The sequence below is a fragment of the Streptomyces sp. NPDC087263 genome (genome assembly GCF_044744645.1).
In the GTDB taxonomy this organism is placed as follows: domain Bacteria; phylum Actinomycetota; class Actinomycetes; order Streptomycetales; family Streptomycetaceae; genus Streptomyces.
Genome location: NZ_JBIUYT010000019.1, coordinates 11959 through 30705 on the forward strand (window position 1 = coordinate 11959; position 18747 = coordinate 30705).

The window sequence follows — 18747 nt, forward strand, 5'->3', positions numbered from 1 at the left end:
GGGGGCGCGAGATGGCCACGGCACCCCGCCCACGTACGACGACACGCGACCTCCAGGAGCTGACCGGCAAGCTGACGGGCTGGCTCGCCACCCGCCTCCCCGGCGCCAGGGCGGTGAACGTATCCGTCCCCCCGTCCAACGGCATGTCCAGCGAAACCCTGCTCTTCGACATCGAGCACCCCGAACCGCCCCTGCGCGCCTGCGCGTTGAGACTGGCCGCGGACCCGGCGGCGTACACGGTCTTCCCCGTCTACGACATGACCCGGCAGTACCGCACGATGCGCCTGGTCGCCGAGCACACCGACCTGCCGGTGCCGAGCGTGCTGTGGCTGGAGGAGGACCCGGGGCCGCTCGGGGCGCCGTTCCTCGTCATGGAACGGATCGCGGGACGGGTGCCACCGGACGTCATGCCCTATACGTACGAAGGGAATTGGCTGCACGCGGCAAGTGACGAGGAACGCGGGCACCTTGAGGCGGCCTCGGTCGGACTCCTGGCGCGACTGCACGACCAAGTCCCCTTGAAGGAGACGGGATTCCTGTCCCTGAAAGGCCGTCGAAGCCCACTCGGTAGGCACGTCGAGGCCCAACGTGCCTACTACGCATGGGTGGTTGACGGCCTGTCACGCTCGCCCCTCATCGAGTGCGCCTTCGACCGCCTCGACGAGCTGTGGCCCCGCGACGAGGGCGAGACGGTGCTCAACTGGGGCGACGCGCGCATCGGGAACGTCATCTACGACGGCTTCGAACCCGTCGCCGTCCTCGACTGGGAGATGGCGGCACCGGCCCCGCGCGAGGTGGACCTCGGCTGGACCGTCTATCTGCACCGCTTCTTCCAGGACCTCACCGTGAGTTTCGGCCAGGCCGGACTGCCCGACTTCCTGCGCCGCGACAGGGTGGAGCGGCGCTATGCCGAACTCACCGGCCACACACCGCGGGACATGGACTTCTACACGCTGTACGCCGCCCTGCGGCACGCGATCGTGATGCTGCGCATCGCCTACCGCCAGGCACACTTCGGTGAGGTCGTCGTCCCCCGGGATCCGGACACACTGATCCTGCACCACGGCAGCCTGCGGGCCATGGTGCAGGGCAGCTACTGGAGTTGACCGGGCGTCAGCCGCGGCGCGCGCGAGACGGTCAGGCGGCCAGGCGCCGCATCTCGGGAACCCGCATCGGGCGCGAGCTGGGGCCGCCGACGTGCGAGAACGGCTGGGTCCGCCAGTCGAGGCCCTGAGGGAGCGTCAACAGCAGGGCGGTGTCCTGCTCCTGAGGTTCCGTGGTTTCGTCCGCGGGCTGTGCGTCGTCCGCGGCCCGGCCCGTGCCGGTGCAGACCGTGAGCCCGAACGGGTTCCACGGCGAGGCGCACAGGGCGTGCTCGGGAAGGATCTCTTCGTCCGCCAGGAGCGCGATGGGCTGCGCGCAGTCCGGGCAGATCACCCGGTACATCTCGAAGGTGTCGTACGCGTCGAACTCCTCACCGTCCAGGGCGTCTGATTCGACGCCCTCCGGCTCGGAGTCGACGACCGGCTGCTGCCGCTTGGGTGCGGTACGACCAGGGCGCTTAAGACTCTGCATGGGCTTCTCCCCCTTGGGTGGGCCGACAAGGCGCTGCGACCTCGACCACAGCAAGCACTTCCCGCCCCGTCTCTGCGGTAATCACGAGAACATCACGGACCCGGTTCCGACTATGTGGCGTTCGTCACATGCCGCCCGCAGGTGCCCGGCCCGGTGGGTTCGTCCCCCGGCCGGCTCACAGGTCGAACTCTGCCACATCACAAACCGGGTATGACCTGCGCCGCTCAGGTATCCGCGAGGATCAAGGGCCCTGTAAGTTCTGCGCCATGGAGGAGCTGGACCGACAGATCGTACAGCTGCTCGTCGCGGACGGGCGGATGAGTTACACCGACCTGGGCAAGGCCACGGGCCTGTCCACGTCTGCCGTGCACCAACGGGTGCGCCGACTGGAGCAACGCGGTGTCATCCGCGGCTATGCGGCGGTCGTGGACCCGGAGTCCGTCGGGCTGCCCCTGACGGCCTTCATCTCGGTGAAGCCGTTCGACCCCAGCGCCCCCGACGACATCGCCGAACGCCTCGCCGGCGTGCCCGAGATCGAGGCCTGCCACAGCGTCGCGGGCGACGAGAACTACATCCTCAAGGTGCGGGTCTCGACCCCGCACGAACTGGAGGAACTCCTCGCACGGCTGCGCGGCCTGGCAGGGGTGTCGACCCGGACGACGGTGGTGCTGTCGACGCCGTACGAGGCGCGGCCACCCCGGATCTGACGGACCCCGGCACGGGACCGGTGCCGGCAGGGGCGAAACTGTTCCCCATGAGTGAGAGCACCGCCTCGTCGGACACCGTGCTGCTGCGCGGTGGAGAAGTCCACAGTCCCGCCGATCCCTTCGCCACCGCGATGGTCGTCGAACGCGGGCAGGTCGCCTGGGTCGGTTCGGAAGGCGCGGCCGACGCCTTCGCCGACGGGGTCGACGAGGTCGTGGACCTCGAAGGCGCCCTGGTCACCCCGGCGTTCACCGACGCACACGTGCACACCACCGCCACCGGCCTCGCACTCACCGGCCTGGACCTGTCCGACGCCCCCTCCCTGGAGGAGGCACTCGCCCTCGTACGGGATTTCGCTGCCGCCCGCCCCGCCGACCGGGTCCTGCTCGGACACGGCTGGGACGCGGCCCGTTGGCCCGGTGGACGTCCTCCGACGCGTACCGAACTCGACGAGGCGACCGGCGGACGTCCGCTGTACCTCTCCCGCATCGACGTGCACTCCGCCGTGGTCACCAGCGCGCTCCTGGACCTCGTGCCGGGGGTCACCGGACGCGCCGGGTACCAGGACGGTCCGCTGACCCGCGACGCCCACCACGCCGTCCGCGGGGCCGCCCTCGACGCCATCACCGTGGAGCAGCGCACCCGGGCCCAGCGCGCCGCGCTCGCCCGCGCCGCCTCGCTCGGTATCGGCTCCGTCCACGAGTGCGCGGGACCGGACATCTCCTCCGAGGACGACTTCACCGGGCTGCTGCGGCTCGCCGCCGAGGAGCCCGGCCCGCGGGTGGTCGGCTACTGGGCCGAGCAGGATGTCGACAAGGCGCGCGCCCTGGGCGCGGTCGGCGCCGCCGGTGACCTGTTCGTGGACGGCTCCCTCGGCTCGTACACCGCCTGTCTGCACCAGCCGTACGCAGACGCCGGCCACAGCGGCACCGCCTACCTCGACGCGGCGGCCGTCGCCGCCCATGTCGTCGCGTGCACCGAGGCGGGCCTCCAGGCGGGCTTCCACGCCATCGGGGACGCCGCCGTGGCCTCCGTGGTCGAAGGGGTGCGTTCCGCCGCCGAGAAGGTCGGCCTCGCCCGCGTACGCGCCGCAAGACACCGTGTCGAGCACGCCGAGATGCTCACCCCCGAGACGATCGCGGGCTTCGCCGAACTCGGCCTCACCGCCTCCGTGCAGCCCGCCTTCGACGCGCTGTGGGGCGGCGAGGACGGCATGTACGCCCAGCGCCTGGGCGCCGAGCGGGCCCGCACGCTCAACCCGTTCGCGGCCCTGCTGCGCACCGGCGTGCCGCTCGCCTTCGGCTCCGACAGCCCCGTCACGCCCCTCGACCCTTGGGGCACCGTCCGCGCCGCCGCCTTCCACCGCACGCCCGAGCACCGGGTGTCGGTGCGCGCCGCGTTCACGGCGCATACGCGCGGTGGATGGCGGGCCGTCGGACGGGACGACGGGGGTGTCCTGGTGCCGGGCGCGCCCGCGGACTACGCCGTGTGGCGCACCGAGGAGCTCGTCGTGCAGGCCCCCGACGACCGGGTCGCGCGCTGGTCCACCGATCCTCGTTCCGGCACCCCCGGGCTGCCGGATCTGACCCCCGGGAACGACCTGCCCGTCTGCCTGCGCACCGTGGTGGGCGGTCGGACGGTATTCGTACGGCCTAACGAGTGATGTCCCGGGGTGGCGCGTCTCGGATCACCGCCCGCCGCCCCGTCGCGCGACCTGCGCATCCTCCGCACTGACCAGGCGTTTGAGGGAGAAAGCGCAGGTCAAACGGCTGTTGACAGTGGGCCGCAGGTGGCGGGTAGGTTCGGCCGGGTCCACCACCGGACGTCCGACCGGGGAACTTCCGCGCGGCCTCGAAGCGCCGCTGGGTCAGGGGCGGTGTGCCGCACCGGCACACCACCACTGGGAGCCAGGCCCAGCACCCACGCAGCGAGAGGCGAGGGAAACGTTCCGACAAGTCGGCAGGTGTGACCCGGGTGGGGCCCGGACGTTCAGTAGACAACGGCTTTCGGTCGACCCGCAGCCAGCGGGTCCCTGGTCGGCCCGAAGGGCGCCGGGCCCCGATCCGCAGCACGCGTGCTGCGCCGGGCGGGTTCAGGTCTTACCCGCCTCTTGGTGAAGCGACACCCCCGTACTACCGCCACGGCGTGGCAGCGCAGGTTGCGGCCACTATGGTGGACTTCTGCGTACGTACTCGAAGGGGCAGCAGTGAACGACGGCGACGGGACCCTGGCGGCGGAAGCCCAGGGGAGACAGTTCGGCCCGCTCGGTCCGGCCTTGGTGATCATTCCGACCTTCAACGAGGCCGAGAACATCAAGAAGATCGTCGGCCGGGTGCGCACCGCCGTGCCCGAGGCGCACGTTCTCGTGGCGGACGACAACAGCCCCGACGGCACGGGGAAACTCGCCGACGAGCTGGCCGTCGAGGACGAGCAGGTCCAGGTGCTGCACCGCAAGGGCAAGGAAGGCCTCGGCGCCGCCTATCTCGCGGGCTTCCGCTGGGGCATGGAGCACGGCTACGGCGTACTCGTCGAGATGGACGCCGACGGCTCCCACCAGCCCGAGGAGCTGCCCCGTCTGCTGACCGCCCTCAAGGGCGCCGACCTCGTGCTCGGCTCGCGCTGGGTGCCGGGCGGGCGGGTCGTGAACTGGCCCAAGTCCCGCGAGTTCATCTCACGCGGCGGCAGTCTGTACTCCCGTGTCCTGCTGGACGTGCCGATCCGCGACGTCACCGGCGGCTACCGGGCCTTCCGTCGCGAGACCCTCGAAGGCCTCGGCCTCACCGAGGTCGCCTCCCAGGGGTACTGCTTCCAGGTCGACCTGGCCCGTCGCGCCGTCAAGGCCGGCTTTCACGTCGTCGAGGTCCCGATCACCTTCGTCGAGCGGGAGCACGGCGACTCCAAGATGAGCCGGGACATTCTGATCGAGGCCCTGTGGCGGGTCACCACGTGGGGCGTGGGGGAGCGGGTCGGGCGGATCACGGGGCGCAAGTCCCTCTGAGTCGATTCGTCCCGCCGGGGTGATTCGACCGTCGTACGGCTTCTTGCGCCCGCCCGGGCTCTCACAGGTTCCGTTCCCGGTTCACAGGTGCTGTTGATCATCCGCTTATCCCGTACTGAGCCGCCTCCAGGCACACTGGGAACATGACGACTGGCGCTCCGACACCCACGTACCCCGCCCGCCCGCGGCGCTCGCGGCTGCGCACCTTCCTGCCTCTCGGCGTCGCCGTGTGGCTGGTGCTGGAGATCTGGCTGCTGACCGTGGTCGCGGGGGCGGCGAGCGGCTTCACGGTGCTTCTGCTGCTGGTCGCGGCCTTCGTCCTCGGCTCCGTGGTCATCAAGCGGGCCGGGCGCCGTGCCTTCCGCAACCTCAGCGAGACGCTGCAACAGCAGCAGAGCGGGGCGGCGCCCACGGTGGCGACCGGAAAGGGCGACGGCAACGGGCTGATGATGCTCGGCGGCCTGCTCCTGATGATCCCCGGCCTGCTCTCCGACGCCGTCGGCCTCCTCCTCCTGATCCCGCCCGTCCAGAAGGCCCTCAGCCGCTATGCCGAGCGGACCATCGAGCGCAGGATCGCGGCGGCTCCTCCCGGCACGCTGGGCGACGCCTTCCAGCAGGCGCGGATGCACCGCCCCGACGGCAAGGTCGTCCAGGGCGAGGTCATCAGGGACGACACGGGCCGGCAGCAGGATCCGGGCCCGCGCCCGCCGCTGAACGGCTGAGTGGCGGGCCCTGGGCCCCACAGCCCCAGGGCCCCGCACCCCGGCCGGGCCCCCGTACCCCTGGCCGTCCCCGAAACGCACAAAGCCGCAGACCCCGTACCCGTCAGGTACGGCGCCCGCGGCTGCGTGCGTTCGTGTATGCCACCCAACCCCGGCGGGGGTTACGCGGACTTGCGGCTGTCCCGCGGATGTACCGCGATGTTCATCGCGCCGGAGCGCAGAACCGCCAGACGCTCCTCAAGGACCTCTTCGAGTTCCTCTCGGGTGCGTCGCTCCATCAGCATGTCCCAATGTGTACGCGCGGGCTTGGCCTTCTTTTCCTCAGGGCCGTCGCCGTCCACCAGGAGTGCCTGGGCCCCGCAGACCTTGCACTCCCACTCGGACGGGATCTCCGCCTCGACCGAGAAGGGCATCTCAAAGCGATGTCCCTTCTCGCATGCGTACTCCACGGCCTGGCGCGGGGCCAGGTCGATGCCGCGGTCCGTCTCGTAGCTTGTCACCACGAGGCGCGTACCGCGAAGAGCTCGCTCACTCATGAATCGTGCCTCCCGGGCTTGTCGCCCACAGGACAGGTGTCGCTGTCGTCGTCATCCGGTCAACGTCCGGTCGGCGGTAAAGATTCCCGTTCCGGGTCATGCGTCGCCGTCGTAGCCGCCCCTTGTTGTACCCACCTGCGCCCGCTTTGTCACATCTGAGAGCAGATGTAACCCGGCGTTTCAGTATCTTGACGCGCAGTAACGGTACGCCTGGCAGGCCAAACGCGTACACTACCGGCCTTTGGCCTCCGGCGCTAAATCCTGTCGGGTACGGGATTCCCCGCGTCGCGTATCGCCTGTCGCACCGGCACCCTCGCGAGCAGCACGAACCCGATGACGAAGAAGGCCACCAACGAGATGATCGCGTCCCGATAACTTCCGGTCAGCTGGTAGGTGAGCCCGAACAGGAGTGGGCCCAGCCAGCTCATGCCACGGTCGCTCATCTCGTAGGCGGAGAAGTACTCGGCCTCCTTGCCGCTCGGCACGAGATGCGAGAACAGGGAGCGGGAAAGTGCCTGGCTGCCGCCCAGGACGAGCCCGATGCCGGCGGCCAGGACGAAGAACCCGACGGGCGCGCCGGCGGGCAGGAAATACCCGGCGCAGAGCGTCACGGTCCAGGCGACGAGCGAGCCGAGGATCGTACGTTTCGCGCCGTATCTGCGCGCCAGACGGCCCATGCCCAGGGCGCCCGCCACCGCCAGCACCTGCACCAGCAGGATGGCGACGATCAGTGTCGACTGGCCGAGGCCCAGTTCCTGCGATCCGTAGATCGAGGCCTGGGAGATGACCGTCTGGATGCCGTCGTTGTAGATGAGGTACGCGAGCAGGAAGGAGAGGGTGAGGGGTTTGCCGCGCATGTCGCGCACGGTGGCGGCCAGTTGCCGCCATCCGTGCACGGACGCCGTCCCGGTGGGAGCTGTACGGCGATCGCGCAGGCGCTTGAGCGGTACGAGGGTGAAGGCCCCCCACCAGATGCCCGCCGAGGCGAGACAGATGCGCACCGCCATCGACTCCGAGAGGCCGAAACTGTCGTGGGCCGTGAACAGGATCAGGTTCGCGACCAGGACCAGTGAGCCCGCCGCGTAACCGAAGGCCCAGCCCCGGGACGAGACCGCGTCACGCTCCGCGGGCGGGGCGATCTGCGGCAGGTAGGAGTTGTAGACGACCATCGACACGGCCACCGAGGCGTTGGCGACGATCAGCAGCAGTCCGCCCAGCAGATAGCGGTCGCCGGCCAGGAAGAACATGCCGGTGGTGGCCGCGGCACCCACATAGGCGGCGGCCGCGAGCAGCGGCTTCTTGCGGCCCGTGCGGTCGGCGGCCGCGCCCGCCATCGGCATCACGAAGATCGACAGGATGACGGACGCCGAGACCGCGTACGCGAAGAAGGAACCGGCGCGGATCGGGATCCCCAGGGGATGCACGAAACCGTCCGGGTCCGCCGCCGCCTCGGCGACCGATGTCAGATAGGGGCCGAGGAACACGGTGAGCACGCTCGTCGAGTAGACGGAGCACGCCCAGTCGTACATGTACCAGCCGTGCTGCTCGCGCCGCCGCCCGGCGGCCTCGTCGGTCGCCTCTGCACGCACGGTGTCAGTGTCCACCCGCGCTCCTCGCTTCCCCGTGAACGGACCGCGCGGGGCTCAGACCCAGGTGCCCCGGTCCTCCAGGACGCTGCGCAGCGTGTCGATGTGATCGGTCATGATGCCATCGACTCCCAGGTCCAGGAGCCGGTGCATACGATCCGCCTCGTTGACCGTCCACACGTGGACCTGTAGCCCGCGCGCGTGGGCGGCACGCAGGAAGCGCCGGTCGACCACCGGCACACCCGACTGGGACACGGGCACCTGGGCGGCGATCGCCGAGCCGCGCACCGCGGCCGGTATGCCGTACGAGCGCAACCGCAGCCCCAGGACGCCCCGGGTGCCGTACGAGGTGGCCAGGCGCGGTCCGGCCAGGCGCTGGGCGCGGAAGACGCGCGCCTCGGAGAACGAGCCGACGCAGACGCGGTCCCAGGCGTCGGTGCGGCCGATCAGATTGAGCAGGGGATGCAGGGCGGGTTCGGCCTTGATGTCGACGTTCCAGCGCACCTCGGGGAAGGTTTCGAGCAGCTCCTCGAAGAGGGGCACCGGTTCCTTGCCGGCCACGCGCGCGTGGCGCACGTCCTCCCACGGGAGGTCCGCGATCCGGCCCGCTCCGTCCGTGACCCGGTCCAGGGTCGAGTCGTGGAAGGCGACGAGCTTGCCGTCCGCCGTCGCGTGGACGTCCGTCTCGATGTAGCGGTAGCCCGCCTCCACCGCCCGCCGGAACTGGGCCAGGGTGTTCTCCAGACCGTCCGCCGCTCCGCCCCGGTGTGCGAAGGCGATCGGGCCGGGGTGGTCGAGATACGGGTGACGTATGCGCGTGCTCACCCGGAAAGTGTGGCGCGCTCCGGTTGCCCGGCGGCAACGACCGTGCTGCCGCCCGGTGCCGTGGGGACGGCGAACACACGCAGGAAGAACTGGGCGAGCGGGCCGATCGCGATCGCGTACAGGACCGTGCCGACTCCGACCGTGCCGCCGAGGGCGAACCCGGTCGCGACGACTGCCCCCTCGATGGCCGTGCGCATCAGGCGGATCGAGCGGCCGGTGAGCTGGTGCAGGCCCGTCATCAGGCCGTCGCGCGGCCCTGGACCGAACCGCGCGCTGAGGTAGAGGCCGGTCGCCGCGCCGTTCAGCACGATGCCCGCCACGAGAAGGGGAATCCGTACGGCCAGGATGTGGGCGTCGGGCAGGAGGGTGAGTGAGCCGTCCATGGCGATGCCGACCACGAAGACGTTGGAGACCGTACCCAGGCCCGGGCGCTGGCGCAGCGGGATCCACAGGAGCAGCACCGCCGCGCCCACGAAGATCGACACCACGCCGATCGTCAGACCGGTCAGCTCGGCGAGACCCTGGTGCAGTACGTTCCAGGGCTCCAGCCCGAGACCCGACTCCACGAGCAGGGCCGAGCTCGCGCCGTACAGCGCCAGGCCGACGTACAGCTGGACGAGCCGGCGCGGGAAGCGTCGGGGGGCAAGGAGTCCGGGTTCCGAGCGGGTGGTGCGCGTGGACAAGAGGAGCCCCCTGTATTGGTCGTCGTGGCCTGACCCGTGTCACTCTGTGGCTTGAGAAGTCATCGCATCCATGGCCAATTCGGGGAAGGTGGACTGGGAATCATGACTCAGTGGACTTCGGCGGTGGGTGCCGCTCAGCTCGCCCGGCTGCTCCACTCCCAGCAGGAGCGCCCCGCGGGGCCCGGTTCCCGTCGCCCGCCCGCCTATCGCGCGCTCGCCGACGGCATCCGGCTCCTCGTGCTCGAAGGGCGGGTGCCGGTCGCCGCGCGGCTGCCCGCCGAGCGGGAGCTCGCGCTGTCCCTGTCCGTCAGCCGTACGACGGTCGCCGCGGCCTATGAGGCGCTGCGGTCCGAGGGGTTCCTGGAGTCCCGTCGCGGAGCGGGCAGCTGGACCGCCGTGCCCGCGGGCAATCCGTTGCCCGCGCGCGGACTCGAGCCGCTGCCTCCCGAGGCCCTCGGATCCATGATCGACCTCGGCTGCGCGGCGCTGCCCGCACCCGAGCCATGGCTCACCCGGGCCGTCCAGGGCGCGCTGGAGGAACTGCCGCCCTACGCGCACACCCACGGCGACTATCCCGCCGGGCTGCCCGCGCTGCGTTCGATGCTCGCCGAGCGGTACACCGCGCGCGGCATTCCGACCATGCCCGAACAGATCATGGTGACCACCGGGGCGATGGGGGCGATGGACGCGATCTGCCATCTCTTCGCCGGGCGCGGCGAACGGATCGCCGTCGAGTCGCCCTCGTACGCCAACATCCTTCAGCTGATGCGCGAGGCCGGGGCCCGGCTGGTGCCCGTCGCCATGGCCGAGGGGCTCGCCGGCTGGGACATGGACCGCTGGCGACAGGTCCTGCGTGACTCGGCGCCCCGGCTCGCGTATGTCGTCGCCGACTTCCACAACCCGACGGGCGCCCTTGCCGACGAGGACCGGCGGCGCGTGCTGGTGGACGCGGCCAGGTCTGCGGGGACCGTGCTCGTCGTGGACGAGACGATGAGCGAACTCCGCCTGGACGAGGACGGATCGGCCATGCCCCGTCCCGTGTGCAGCTTCGACCCCGCCGGGTCCACCGTCATCACGGTCGGATCCGCCAGCAAGGCCTTCTGGGCCGGGATGCGGATCGGGTGGGTGCGGGCCGCTCCCGACGTGATCCGCAGCCTGGTCGCCGCGCGCGCGTACGCCGACCTGGGCACGCCCGTAGTGGAGCAACTGGCCGTGAACTGGCTGCTCAGCACCGGAGGCTGGGAGCAGGCGGTGGAGATCCGGCGGACGCAGGCCCGGGAGAACCGGGACGCCCTCGTCGCTGCCGTACGGCGTGAGCTGCCCGAGTGGGAGTTCGCGGTGCCGCGGGGTGGTCTCACCTTGTGGGTACGGACCGGTGGGCTGTCCGGGTCGCGGCTCGCCGAGGTGGGGGAGCGGGTGGGGGTCCGGGTGCCGTCCGGGCCGCGGTTCGGGGTGGATGGCGCCTTCGAGGGGTATGTGCGGTTGCCGTTCACCGTCGGGGGTGCGGTGGCGGAGGAGGCTGCGGTGAGGCTTGCTGCGGCGGCGCGGCTGGTGGAGGGCGGTGCCTCGGGGAGCGAGGCGCCTCGGACGTTCGTGGCTTAGCGCGCAGGGGCGGAGGGTTTTCGCCCCCTCCGCCCCTGCCTGTTCCCGTACCTGGGGGTGGCGCCCCCAGACCCCCGTTCGCCCGAAGGGCTCGTCCTCAGACGCCGGACGGGCTGATCTCGGCCTCCGCCGGGATCGTTCGCTCCGGGAGCAGGTCCAGGACTGCCCTGCGGTGGGTCTCGCTGGTCGCGTCGTCGTCGGGGTCCGGGGTGGCCGGGACCTGGAGGCGGAGGACGGGGCCGGTGCCGAGGCGGGCGTAGCCGCGGCCGGGGGGTACGGCGCGGGTGGGGGTGGTGTGCGGGGGTGCGCCGAGGACCGTTTCCAGCTGGGTGGGGGACGCGGGACCGAGCACCACGCGCGCGCGGGTGTGCTGGCGGACGGCGTCGCTGAGGGAGTCGAGGCTCTCGAAGTGCTCGGCCACGACGACCGTGACACCGGCCGCACGGCCATGGCGCAGGGGGACCTGGAGGAGTGACTGGGGGTCGTTGCGGCCGTCGACGGCGGCGAAGTGCCCCAGCGCGCTCGGGCGGTCGAGCAGGATCCACAGCGGGTGCTTGGTGTCGTCCGGCGCGGCCTGGCCCGCCTGCCGGGCGCGGTTCGCGGCGATGAGACGCCGCTCCGTCTCGTGAGCGGCCCACTCCAGGCTTGCGAGTGCCCCGGCGAGCCCGCACTCGACGGCCAGGACACCCTGGCGGCCGGTCAGGCACGCGTACTCGCCGGTGCCCGCGCCCTCGACGATCACGACATCGCCGTACTGGAGGCACTGCAGGGCGATCGAGCGCAGGAGTGTGGTGGTACCGCTGCCCGGTTCGCCCGCGACAAGGAGATGTGGCTCCGTGGAGCGGACCCCGGTGCGCCAGACGACCGGGGGGACGTCACGCTGTTGATCACCGTAGGTGAGGGGGAGCGTGCGCTGGACGTCGGCGGGGTCGGTGAAGCCGAGGACCGTCTCGCCGGGGGCCGTCACGAACCGCTGGGCGGCGATGTCCGTGGGGAGCGGCGAAAGGACCGTGATCCTCAGCTCGTTGCCCTCTTCGTCCCACTCGAAGTGGTACTCACGGCCGCGGCCGGACTTGGCATGCAGGAGCTGCTCGATCCGGGCGCGGGACTCCGCCTCTCCGTCGGTGAAGTACGCCGGGTAGCGGAGGTGGAGCTGGGAGACGCGTCCGTCGTCGTCGAAGTCGTACGACGAGAAGGCCTTCTCCCAGTCGCCGCCGTGGGCATAGAGGGGAGCGGGGTCCTCGGCCGCGGAGAAGTACGGGACCAGGGCCTCGTACAGCGACTGGAGGCGCTGGGTCTGCGAGTCGTCGGGGCCCGTCGGCTCCGGCGCGGCGCGTTCGCGGCCCGCCCAGGCTGCCGCCGCCATCAGTGTGATGACGGCGAACAGCGGTCCGTACGGCACCAGCGCCACGACCAGGACCACCGAGGCCACCAGGAACAGCAGTGGCCCGCGCCGGTCCTTGGGCGTGTCCGCCCACCTGCGCCGCCCGGCAGCCGCCAGCCGGCGCAGTCCACGAGTGATCGTGATCAGCGGGTGGAGGACGTCGGTGGCGCTGTCGGCTGCCGTCCGGGCCAGATCCCGGCTTCGGGCGATCTGTGCGCTGCCGTTGCTCAGAATGCGGGGGAGAGGGCGCCGGGCCACTGCTGTCTCCTGATGGTGCGTGCGAGAGGGAGGGATGTCAGAACTTGATCCCGCCGAGGAGACCCGCAAGGCTCTCCCCGCCGGCCTTGATGCTCGGAGCGATGGCCGTGCTCGCCAGGTAGAACCCGAACAGCGCGGCCACAAAGGCATGCGACCCCTTGAGCCCGTCCTTCTTGAAGAAGAGGAAGACGATGATGCCGAGGAGGACGACGCCTGAGATGGACAGAATCATTTGAGCTCTCCTGGTTCGTGGGGACAGTCACCATGAGTTCTTCCAGGATCACAGCATGTATCCATACGACAAAAGGTGCAATGGGGTGAATTCCCCTAGATTTCACCCGAATGGTGGAGCCGTGCAGGCCGCCTGAGCAGGCCCGTCGCAGCCGGGAAATCCGTTGTGATCTTTGCCGCAGACGGTGCCGGTCATGTACCGCCGGAGCCAGTACGCTGGCGATTCACCCGAACGGTTGCAGTGAGAGGCGGTCCGGCCGATGAGTGAAGCCCCCGACCCGGATGTCGTGGAGCTGGCGACCAAGATCTTCGATCTGGCGCGCCGTGGCGAGACCGAGGCGCTCGTCGCGTACGTCGACGCGGGCGTTCCCGCCAACCTCACCAACGACCGCGGTGACTCGCTCGTGATGCTCGCCGCCTACCACGGCCACGCCGACGCCGTACGCGCCCTGCTGACGCGGGGCGCCGAGGCGGACCGCATCAACGACCGGGGGCAGACGCCGCTCGCGGGGGCCGTCTTCAAGGGCGAGGAGGCGGTGATCCGGGCGCTCCTGGACGGCGGCGCCGATCCGGCCGCGGGCACGCCCTCGGCCGTCGACACGGCCCGGATGTTCGGCAAGACCGAGCTGCTCGAGTTGTTCGGTACACGATGACTTCAACGCCCTGAACAGGCGAAACGAAGAAAATGGGGGAGGCGGAGCGGGGCCGCCGGAAATGCGGTCGCGGCGGGAAGAACCGCTGGGTCATCATGACGTCGTGATTCACGGACGTGATGGCTGGGCAGGTGTTGCCGCACCGCGCGGGCCGTGACGCGGCCCGCATGGGCCACCGACGAGAGGCAGAGGAAGATGGTCTTCAGCAAGCAAGAGACGGCGGGCGCTCCGACGTGTTGTCACGTGGCCAGGTAATGCAGGATCCCGGTTGCGTCGACGCTTGATGTGAGGCTGTTTCCCATGTTCGATCCGGTCATAGCGCCCAGCGGTACGCTGCTCGGCCTGCTTCAGAGGGGTCGCGGCGACGGCACGCTGCACGCGCTCACCGCACCGCGCGCCGAGGCGCTCGCGGCGCTGAACCACTGTGTGCTGCGCGACCCCCGCCACGACTGGCAGGTGGAGAACCGCTCCCTCTACTACGCCCGTCTCTACCTCGACGTGAGCGGTGAGCTCGACGAGATCGAGCGGCACCTCTTCGACGCCGAGGACGTTCTCGACGACTGCGACTCCCGTACCGGGCTCGCGCTGGCGGTCCTCGGACACCTCGCCTCGTACGGCAGGCGGGACGCGCTCGAACTGCTGCGCAGGTACGCCGCCTCCGGCACCAACTGGGCCTGGGCCCTGGACGAGCTGGCCCTGCGCGATGACGACGCGGGCCTGCGGGCCCTCGCCGCACCCGTGCTCGCCCGCTTCCCGGCCGACGCCGAGGGCGAGGCCGCGCTCGCCGCCACCGTGCGCGACGCGTTCGAACCACGGCCCTGGCGGCTGTGGGCCGACGATCCGCGCGAATCCATCGGCACGCGTGTGCGTGCCGCCCAGGAACAGGGCTCCTTCGACCGTTGGCAGCGCCAGATGCGACCGGCCGGGCCCCGCCCGGGGTGGAGCGTGCAGGCCGTCTTCGAGTGGGCCCAGCAGGGCATCGAACGCGGAGCCGCGCTCCATGTCCCGGCCGCCCGCTGCCTCAGCGCCGTCGCAGGCCCCGAGGACCGGCCCGAGATCGTCGAGGCCGCCCGTGGTGGCGACGACGGGGCCCGCTGCACGGCCTTGCGCTATCTCGCCGACAGCAATGACCCGGACGCTCTCGACCTGATCGAGGGTGCCGCGGCCGCCGGTTCGCCGACAGTGGCCGAGGCCGCCGTCGAGGCCTTCGAGCGGATGCGGAGTCTCGCCGCCGTCGACCGGGCACGAAACTGGGCCCACCGACCAGATCCCCTGGGGGCCGCCGCGGGCCGGATGCTCGCCTGCCGGGGCGGTACGCAGGACAGCGAGCTGGTGCTGGGCGCGCTGCGCGAAGCCGTACGGGGCGAGGGCCCCGACGCCCCGGCACTGTGCACCCTCGTCGACGGGGCCGGGCGGCTCGGCATCATCTGCGCCGCACCCGTCCTGCGACATGTGTACCGCGAGACCGCCTCGTCCCATCTGCGCGGGCGCGCCGCCCGCGCGCTCGCCGCCACCGATCCGTCCTTCCCCGCAGGCTTCGCCGTCGAGTGCCTGTGGGACTGCGAGGAGACCACCCGCGAGGTCGCCGCACGGCATGCCGAGACCGGTGACGCACGTGTGGTGGACCAGTTGCGCAGGCTGGCGGCGGATCCGGCCGAGGAGGCCGAAGTGCAGACGGCGGTACGGAGCAGAATCGGGCCGGACATGCCCGCCGTATGAACGTTCGGTGACCCATGGGCCGGGAAGTCGTGGACGCGGGCTGACCTGGACGGGTGCGGAGTTCAACGCTCATGGGACGTTCCCCGTACGGAAAGATCCACGTTGACGCGGGCACGTCCAGCGGGGCGAGAACACGGGTATGCGTGTCGTCATCGTGACCGAATCCTTTCCCCCCGATGTGAACGGCGTGGCTCACTGCGCGCTTCAGACCGCCCGGCACCTCGTCGATCGCGGTCACGTTCCCCTCGTCGTCGCCCCGGCCACCGCTGCCGGGAGCGGGCCCGACGCCACCGCGCCGTGCCCTGTCGTCCGAATCCCCTCCCTTCCGCTCCCGGGCTACCCCCAGGTCCGCGTCGCTCTCCCCAGCCGACGCGTCGCCGCGGCGATCACCGAACACCGCGCGGACATCGTTCACCTGGCCAGCCCCTTCATCCTCGGCGTCCGCGGCATGGCCGCGGCCGCCCGGCTCGGCATCCCCGCCGTCGCCGTCTACCAGACCGACCTCGCCGGATACGCCCGTACGTACGTGGGTGCCGGCGAGGCCACCGCGTGGCGGCGTATTCGCTCCGTGCACGCCGCCGCGGACCGCACGCTCGCCCCGTCCAGCGTGGCCCTGCACGACCTGGAGTCACACGGTGTGCCCCGGGTACGGCTGTGGGCGCGTGGTGTGGACACCGACCGTTTCCGTCCCGACCGCCGGGACGAGGCGATGCGCCGGGAGCTGGCGCCGGGCGGTGAGCTGATCGTCGGTTACGTCGGCCGGCTCGCCCCCGAGAAGCAGGTAGAACTGCTCTCCGGGGTGTGCGGCCTGGACGGCGTGCGTCTCGTGATCGTGGGCGACGGACCGAGTCAGGCCGGCCTCACCGAGCAGCTGCCCGGCGCCGTCTTCCTCGGGCGTCGCACGGGTGACGAACTCGCCCGGATCTTCGCCTCGCTGGACGTCTTCGCGCACACCGGCCCCTTCGAGACCTTCTGCCAGACCGTGCAGGAGGCCATGGCCAGCGGGGTGCCCGTCGTCGCGCCGGCCGCCGGCGGACCGCTCGACCTGGTGGCCCACGGGCGTACCGGGCTGCTGGTGCCACCGCGCGACGCCACCGCCGTACGCGACGCCGTGTGGGCCCTGGCCGCCGATCCGGAACTGCGGGCCGCCTACGGCGCCGCGGGACGGAACATGGTCGAGGGCCGCACCTGGGCCGCCGTCGGCGATCAGCTCATCGGGCACTACAGCGACGTGCTCTCCGCACGGACGGCGGTGGCGGCATGAGCCTGCGCATCGTACGGCTCGCCAACTTCGTCGCCCCCGCCTCCGGTGGCCTGCGCACCGCGCTGCGTGAGCTGGGCACCGGCTACCTGGCCGCGGGACACGAGCCGGTGCTCATCGTCCCCGGTGAGCGCGCCACGGACCGGGAGACCGAACAGGGGCGCGTCATCACACTGCCCGGGCCGGTGCTGCCCGGCACCGGCGGCTATCGCGTGCTCACGGACAAGCGGCGGGTCGCCCGGCTCCTGGAGTCGCTCGCACCCGACCGCCTGGAGGTCTCCGACCGGACCACCCTGCGCTGGACCGGCGTCTGGGCGCGGCGGGCCCGGGTGCCCGCCGTGATGGTCTCGCACGAGACCGCCGACGGCGTGCTGCGGACTTGGGGGCTCTCCGAGGGGATGGCCAGGCGCACCGCCGACGCCCTCAACGTGCGTACCGCACACACCTATTCGCGTGTCGTGTGCACCACGGAATTCGCCGAGCGCGAGTTCGTCCGGATCGGCGCCCGCAATGTCGTACGCGCTCCCCTGGGCGTCGATCTGGTGGGACGCGACCCCTCGCTGCGGGATCCCGCGGTGCGTGCCCGCTACGCGCGCGTGGACCAGGCCCTGCTCGTGATGTGCTCCAGGCTGTCCGTCGAGAAGCGGCCGGGTACGGCGCTGGACGGTCTTGAGGCGCTGCTGCGGCGCGGACAGCGTGCGGTCCTCGTCGTCGCCGGGGACGGACCGCTGCGCGCCCGGCTCGAACAGCGTGCCCGGGAGCGGAGGCTGCCTGTCACCTTCCTCGGACACCTCGCGGACCGCGCCGCGCTCGGCGCGCTCCAGGCCTCTGCCGACGTCTGCCTGGCACCCGGGCCCGCCGAGACGTTCGGGCTCGCCGCCCTGGAGGCGATGGCCTGCGGTACGCCGGTGGTGGCGAGCTCCCTGTCCGCCCTGCCCGAGGTCATCGGGTCCGCCGGGGCCACCGCCGCGGACAACGGGGACTCCTTCGCGGACGCGGTGCGGCTGCTGCTGGGGTGTCCCGAGGGTGAGCGCAGGCAGGCGGCACGCGCGCGTGCCGAGTGTTTCGGATGGAGCACCGCCGTAGAGGGCTTCCTCGCCGCGCACGACGCGGTGGTCGAGGTGCGGCCGCGCCTTCAGGAGGGCTTGGGATGAGACCGCTTCGTTTCGTGGCCCTCGGGGACTCGCTGACGGAAGGGGTGGGCGACCCCGTCGGCGGGACATGGCGGGGGTGGGCCGCACTGCTCGCGCAGGGGCTCGCTCCGGGGGACGTACCCGTGGAGTTCGTCAACCTGGCGGTCAGCGGCGCCCAGACGCGGGACGTCCTGGAGCGTCAGACGCCCGAGGCGACGGCCCTGGGCCCTGACGTGGTGTCCGTCGTCATAGGGGTCAACGACACCCTGCGGTACACCTTCGACATCCACTCCGTGGCCGCCCGGCTCGACAGGGTGTACTCGGCGTTCCGGGCCCAGGGAGCGGTGGTGATGACGGCCTGTCTCCCGGACCCCGGCTACATGCTCGGGCTGCCGGGTGCGTTGGCGCGGCCGCTGGCCCGGCGGCAACGGGCCGTCAACGCGGTCGTGCACGCCCTGTCCGAGCGGCACGGGGCGCTGCATCTGCACGCCGCCGAGGAGGACTGGCTGAAGGACCCCGCGATGTGGAGCGCGGACAAACTGCACCCGGGGGAGCAGGGACACCGGGCGCTCGCGCTCCGGTTCCACGCGCTGCTCGCGGAGCAGGGCATCGCCACCGGTGTCCAGCCCCCTGCCGAGGCCGAGTTCCCCGCGCCCACGCGGTCGGCGAGCCTCTGGTGGCTGGCCACCGCCGGAACCGGGTGGGTCGCCCGGCGGTGCACGGACCTGCTGCCGCAGTTGCTCACGCTCGCCGCCGCCGAAGTACGCCACAAGGCGCGCGGTACCAGCGCACGCCTCGACCTGAGCGCCTCGCACGCCGTGGCCGCCGCCCTGGCCGCCCTGTCGGTGACCGAACACCAGCCGGACCCGGCGTGAC

Annotated in this window: 18 protein-coding genes; 11 read left to right on the forward strand and 7 right to left on the reverse strand. The window is 71.5% G+C overall.

Annotated elements, in window-relative coordinates:
- Positions 1–11: 11 nt before the first annotated feature.
- On the forward strand, positions 12–1106 hold the full coding sequence (locus tag ACIPC1_RS38935) for a phosphotransferase family protein (protein ID WP_402526179.1): 1095 nt from the start codon (positions 12–14) through the stop codon (positions 1104–1106).
- Positions 1107–1137: 31 nt separating this feature from the next.
- Here ACIPC1_RS38935 and ACIPC1_RS38940 read toward each other — a convergent pair whose 3' ends face one another.
- Positions 1138–1575 carry a hypothetical protein gene (locus ACIPC1_RS38940; RefSeq protein ID WP_402526182.1) on the reverse strand — a complete coding sequence of 146 codons (438 nt, stop codon included), beginning with the start codon at positions 1573–1575 and terminating at the stop codon, positions 1138–1140.
- A gap of 266 nt (positions 1576–1841) precedes the next feature.
- On the opposite strand from ACIPC1_RS38940, the gene ACIPC1_RS38945 reads away from it, so the two are divergent.
- The 4 genes from ACIPC1_RS38945 to fxsA all read left to right on the forward strand — a co-directional run bounded on the left by ACIPC1_RS38945 (position 1842) and on the right by fxsA (position 6000).
- The gene (locus ACIPC1_RS38945) at positions 1842–2282 is read left to right on the forward strand and encodes an Lrp/AsnC family transcriptional regulator (RefSeq protein ID WP_189188097.1); all 441 of its coding nucleotides are present in this window, start codon (positions 1842–1844) and stop codon (positions 2280–2282) included.
- 47 nt (positions 2283–2329) lie between these two features.
- Entirely contained in the window at positions 2330–3943 is a 1614-nt protein-coding gene (locus ACIPC1_RS38950; RefSeq protein ID WP_402526185.1) for an amidohydrolase, read from the forward strand.
- Between the two features lie 543 nt (positions 3944–4486).
- Positions 4487–5278: a polyprenol monophosphomannose synthase gene (locus ACIPC1_RS38955; protein ID WP_402526187.1), complete on the forward strand. Its 792-nt coding sequence runs from the start codon at positions 4487–4489 to the stop codon at positions 5276–5278.
- 143 nt (positions 5279–5421) lie between these two features.
- Positions 5422–6000 carry an FxsA family membrane protein gene (gene fxsA, locus ACIPC1_RS38960; protein WP_402526189.1) on the forward strand — a complete coding sequence of 193 codons (579 nt, stop codon included), beginning with the start codon at positions 5422–5424 and terminating at the stop codon, positions 5998–6000.
- 161 nt (positions 6001–6161) lie between these two features.
- Here fxsA and ACIPC1_RS38965 read toward each other — a convergent pair whose 3' ends face one another.
- From ACIPC1_RS38965 to ACIPC1_RS38980, 4 genes are all read right to left on the reverse strand, one after another.
- Positions 6162–6536, reverse strand: coding sequence for an RNA polymerase-binding protein RbpA (locus tag ACIPC1_RS38965; protein WP_164314920.1), 375 nt, complete (start codon positions 6534–6536; stop codon positions 6162–6164).
- A gap of 254 nt (positions 6537–6790) precedes the next feature.
- Positions 6791–8140: an MFS transporter gene (locus ACIPC1_RS38970; protein ID WP_402526192.1), complete on the reverse strand. Its 1350-nt coding sequence runs from the start codon at positions 8138–8140 to the stop codon at positions 6791–6793.
- A gap of 39 nt (positions 8141–8179) precedes the next feature.
- A complete protein-coding gene (locus tag ACIPC1_RS38975; RefSeq protein ID WP_402526194.1) occupies positions 8180–8947 on the reverse strand; it encodes a glycerophosphodiester phosphodiesterase in 768 nt (255 codons plus the stop codon).
- Positions 8944–9630, reverse strand: a complete 687-nt coding sequence (locus tag ACIPC1_RS38980) for a YitT family protein (protein ID WP_402526196.1) — start codon at positions 9628–9630, stop codon at positions 8944–8946. The genes ACIPC1_RS38975 and ACIPC1_RS38980 overlap by 4 nt, the downstream gene beginning before the upstream one ends.
- A 102-nt stretch (positions 9631–9732) precedes the next feature.
- Here ACIPC1_RS38980 and ACIPC1_RS38985 point away from each other — a divergent pair, with 102 nt between their 5' ends.
- On the forward strand, positions 9733–11232 hold the full coding sequence (locus ACIPC1_RS38985; RefSeq protein ID WP_402526198.1) for a PLP-dependent aminotransferase family protein: 1500 nt from the start codon (positions 9733–9735) through the stop codon (positions 11230–11232).
- Positions 11233–11329: 97 nt separating this feature from the next.
- On the opposite strand, the gene ACIPC1_RS38990 is transcribed toward ACIPC1_RS38985, so the two are convergent.
- The gene (locus ACIPC1_RS38990) at positions 11330–12874 is read right to left on the reverse strand and encodes a hypothetical protein (RefSeq protein WP_402526201.1); all 1545 of its coding nucleotides are present in this window, start codon (positions 12872–12874) and stop codon (positions 11330–11332) included.
- A 37-nt stretch (positions 12875–12911) separates the two neighbouring features.
- The gene (locus ACIPC1_RS38995; RefSeq protein WP_266824614.1) at positions 12912–13106 is read right to left on the reverse strand and encodes a hypothetical protein; all 195 of its coding nucleotides are present in this window, start codon (positions 13104–13106) and stop codon (positions 12912–12914) included.
- Between the two features lie 259 nt (positions 13107–13365).
- Between ACIPC1_RS38995 and ACIPC1_RS39000 the strand changes: the two genes are divergently transcribed.
- The 5 genes from ACIPC1_RS39000 to ACIPC1_RS39020 all read left to right on the forward strand — a co-directional run bounded on the left by ACIPC1_RS39000 (position 13366) and on the right by ACIPC1_RS39020 (position 18746).
- Positions 13366–13758: an ankyrin repeat domain-containing protein gene (locus tag ACIPC1_RS39000; RefSeq protein WP_384389843.1), complete on the forward strand. Its 393-nt coding sequence runs from the start codon at positions 13366–13368 to the stop codon at positions 13756–13758.
- 300 nt (positions 13759–14058) lie between these two features.
- Entirely contained in the window at positions 14059–15477 is a 1419-nt protein-coding gene (locus ACIPC1_RS39005) for a HEAT repeat domain-containing protein (RefSeq protein WP_402526205.1), read from the forward strand.
- A gap of 139 nt (positions 15478–15616) precedes the next feature.
- Positions 15617–16741, forward strand: coding sequence for a glycosyltransferase family 4 protein (locus tag ACIPC1_RS39010; protein WP_384389849.1), 1125 nt, complete (start codon positions 15617–15619; stop codon positions 16739–16741).
- Positions 16738–17892 carry a glycosyltransferase gene (locus ACIPC1_RS39015; RefSeq protein WP_402526207.1) on the forward strand — a complete coding sequence of 385 codons (1155 nt, stop codon included), beginning with the start codon at positions 16738–16740 and terminating at the stop codon, positions 17890–17892. Before ACIPC1_RS39010 ends, ACIPC1_RS39015 begins: the two co-directional genes overlap by 4 nt.
- The gene (locus tag ACIPC1_RS39020; RefSeq protein ID WP_402526210.1) at positions 17889–18746 is read left to right on the forward strand and encodes an SGNH/GDSL hydrolase family protein; all 858 of its coding nucleotides are present in this window, start codon (positions 17889–17891) and stop codon (positions 18744–18746) included. The genes ACIPC1_RS39015 and ACIPC1_RS39020 overlap by 4 nt, the downstream gene beginning before the upstream one ends.
- Position 18747 lies beyond the last annotated feature (1 nt).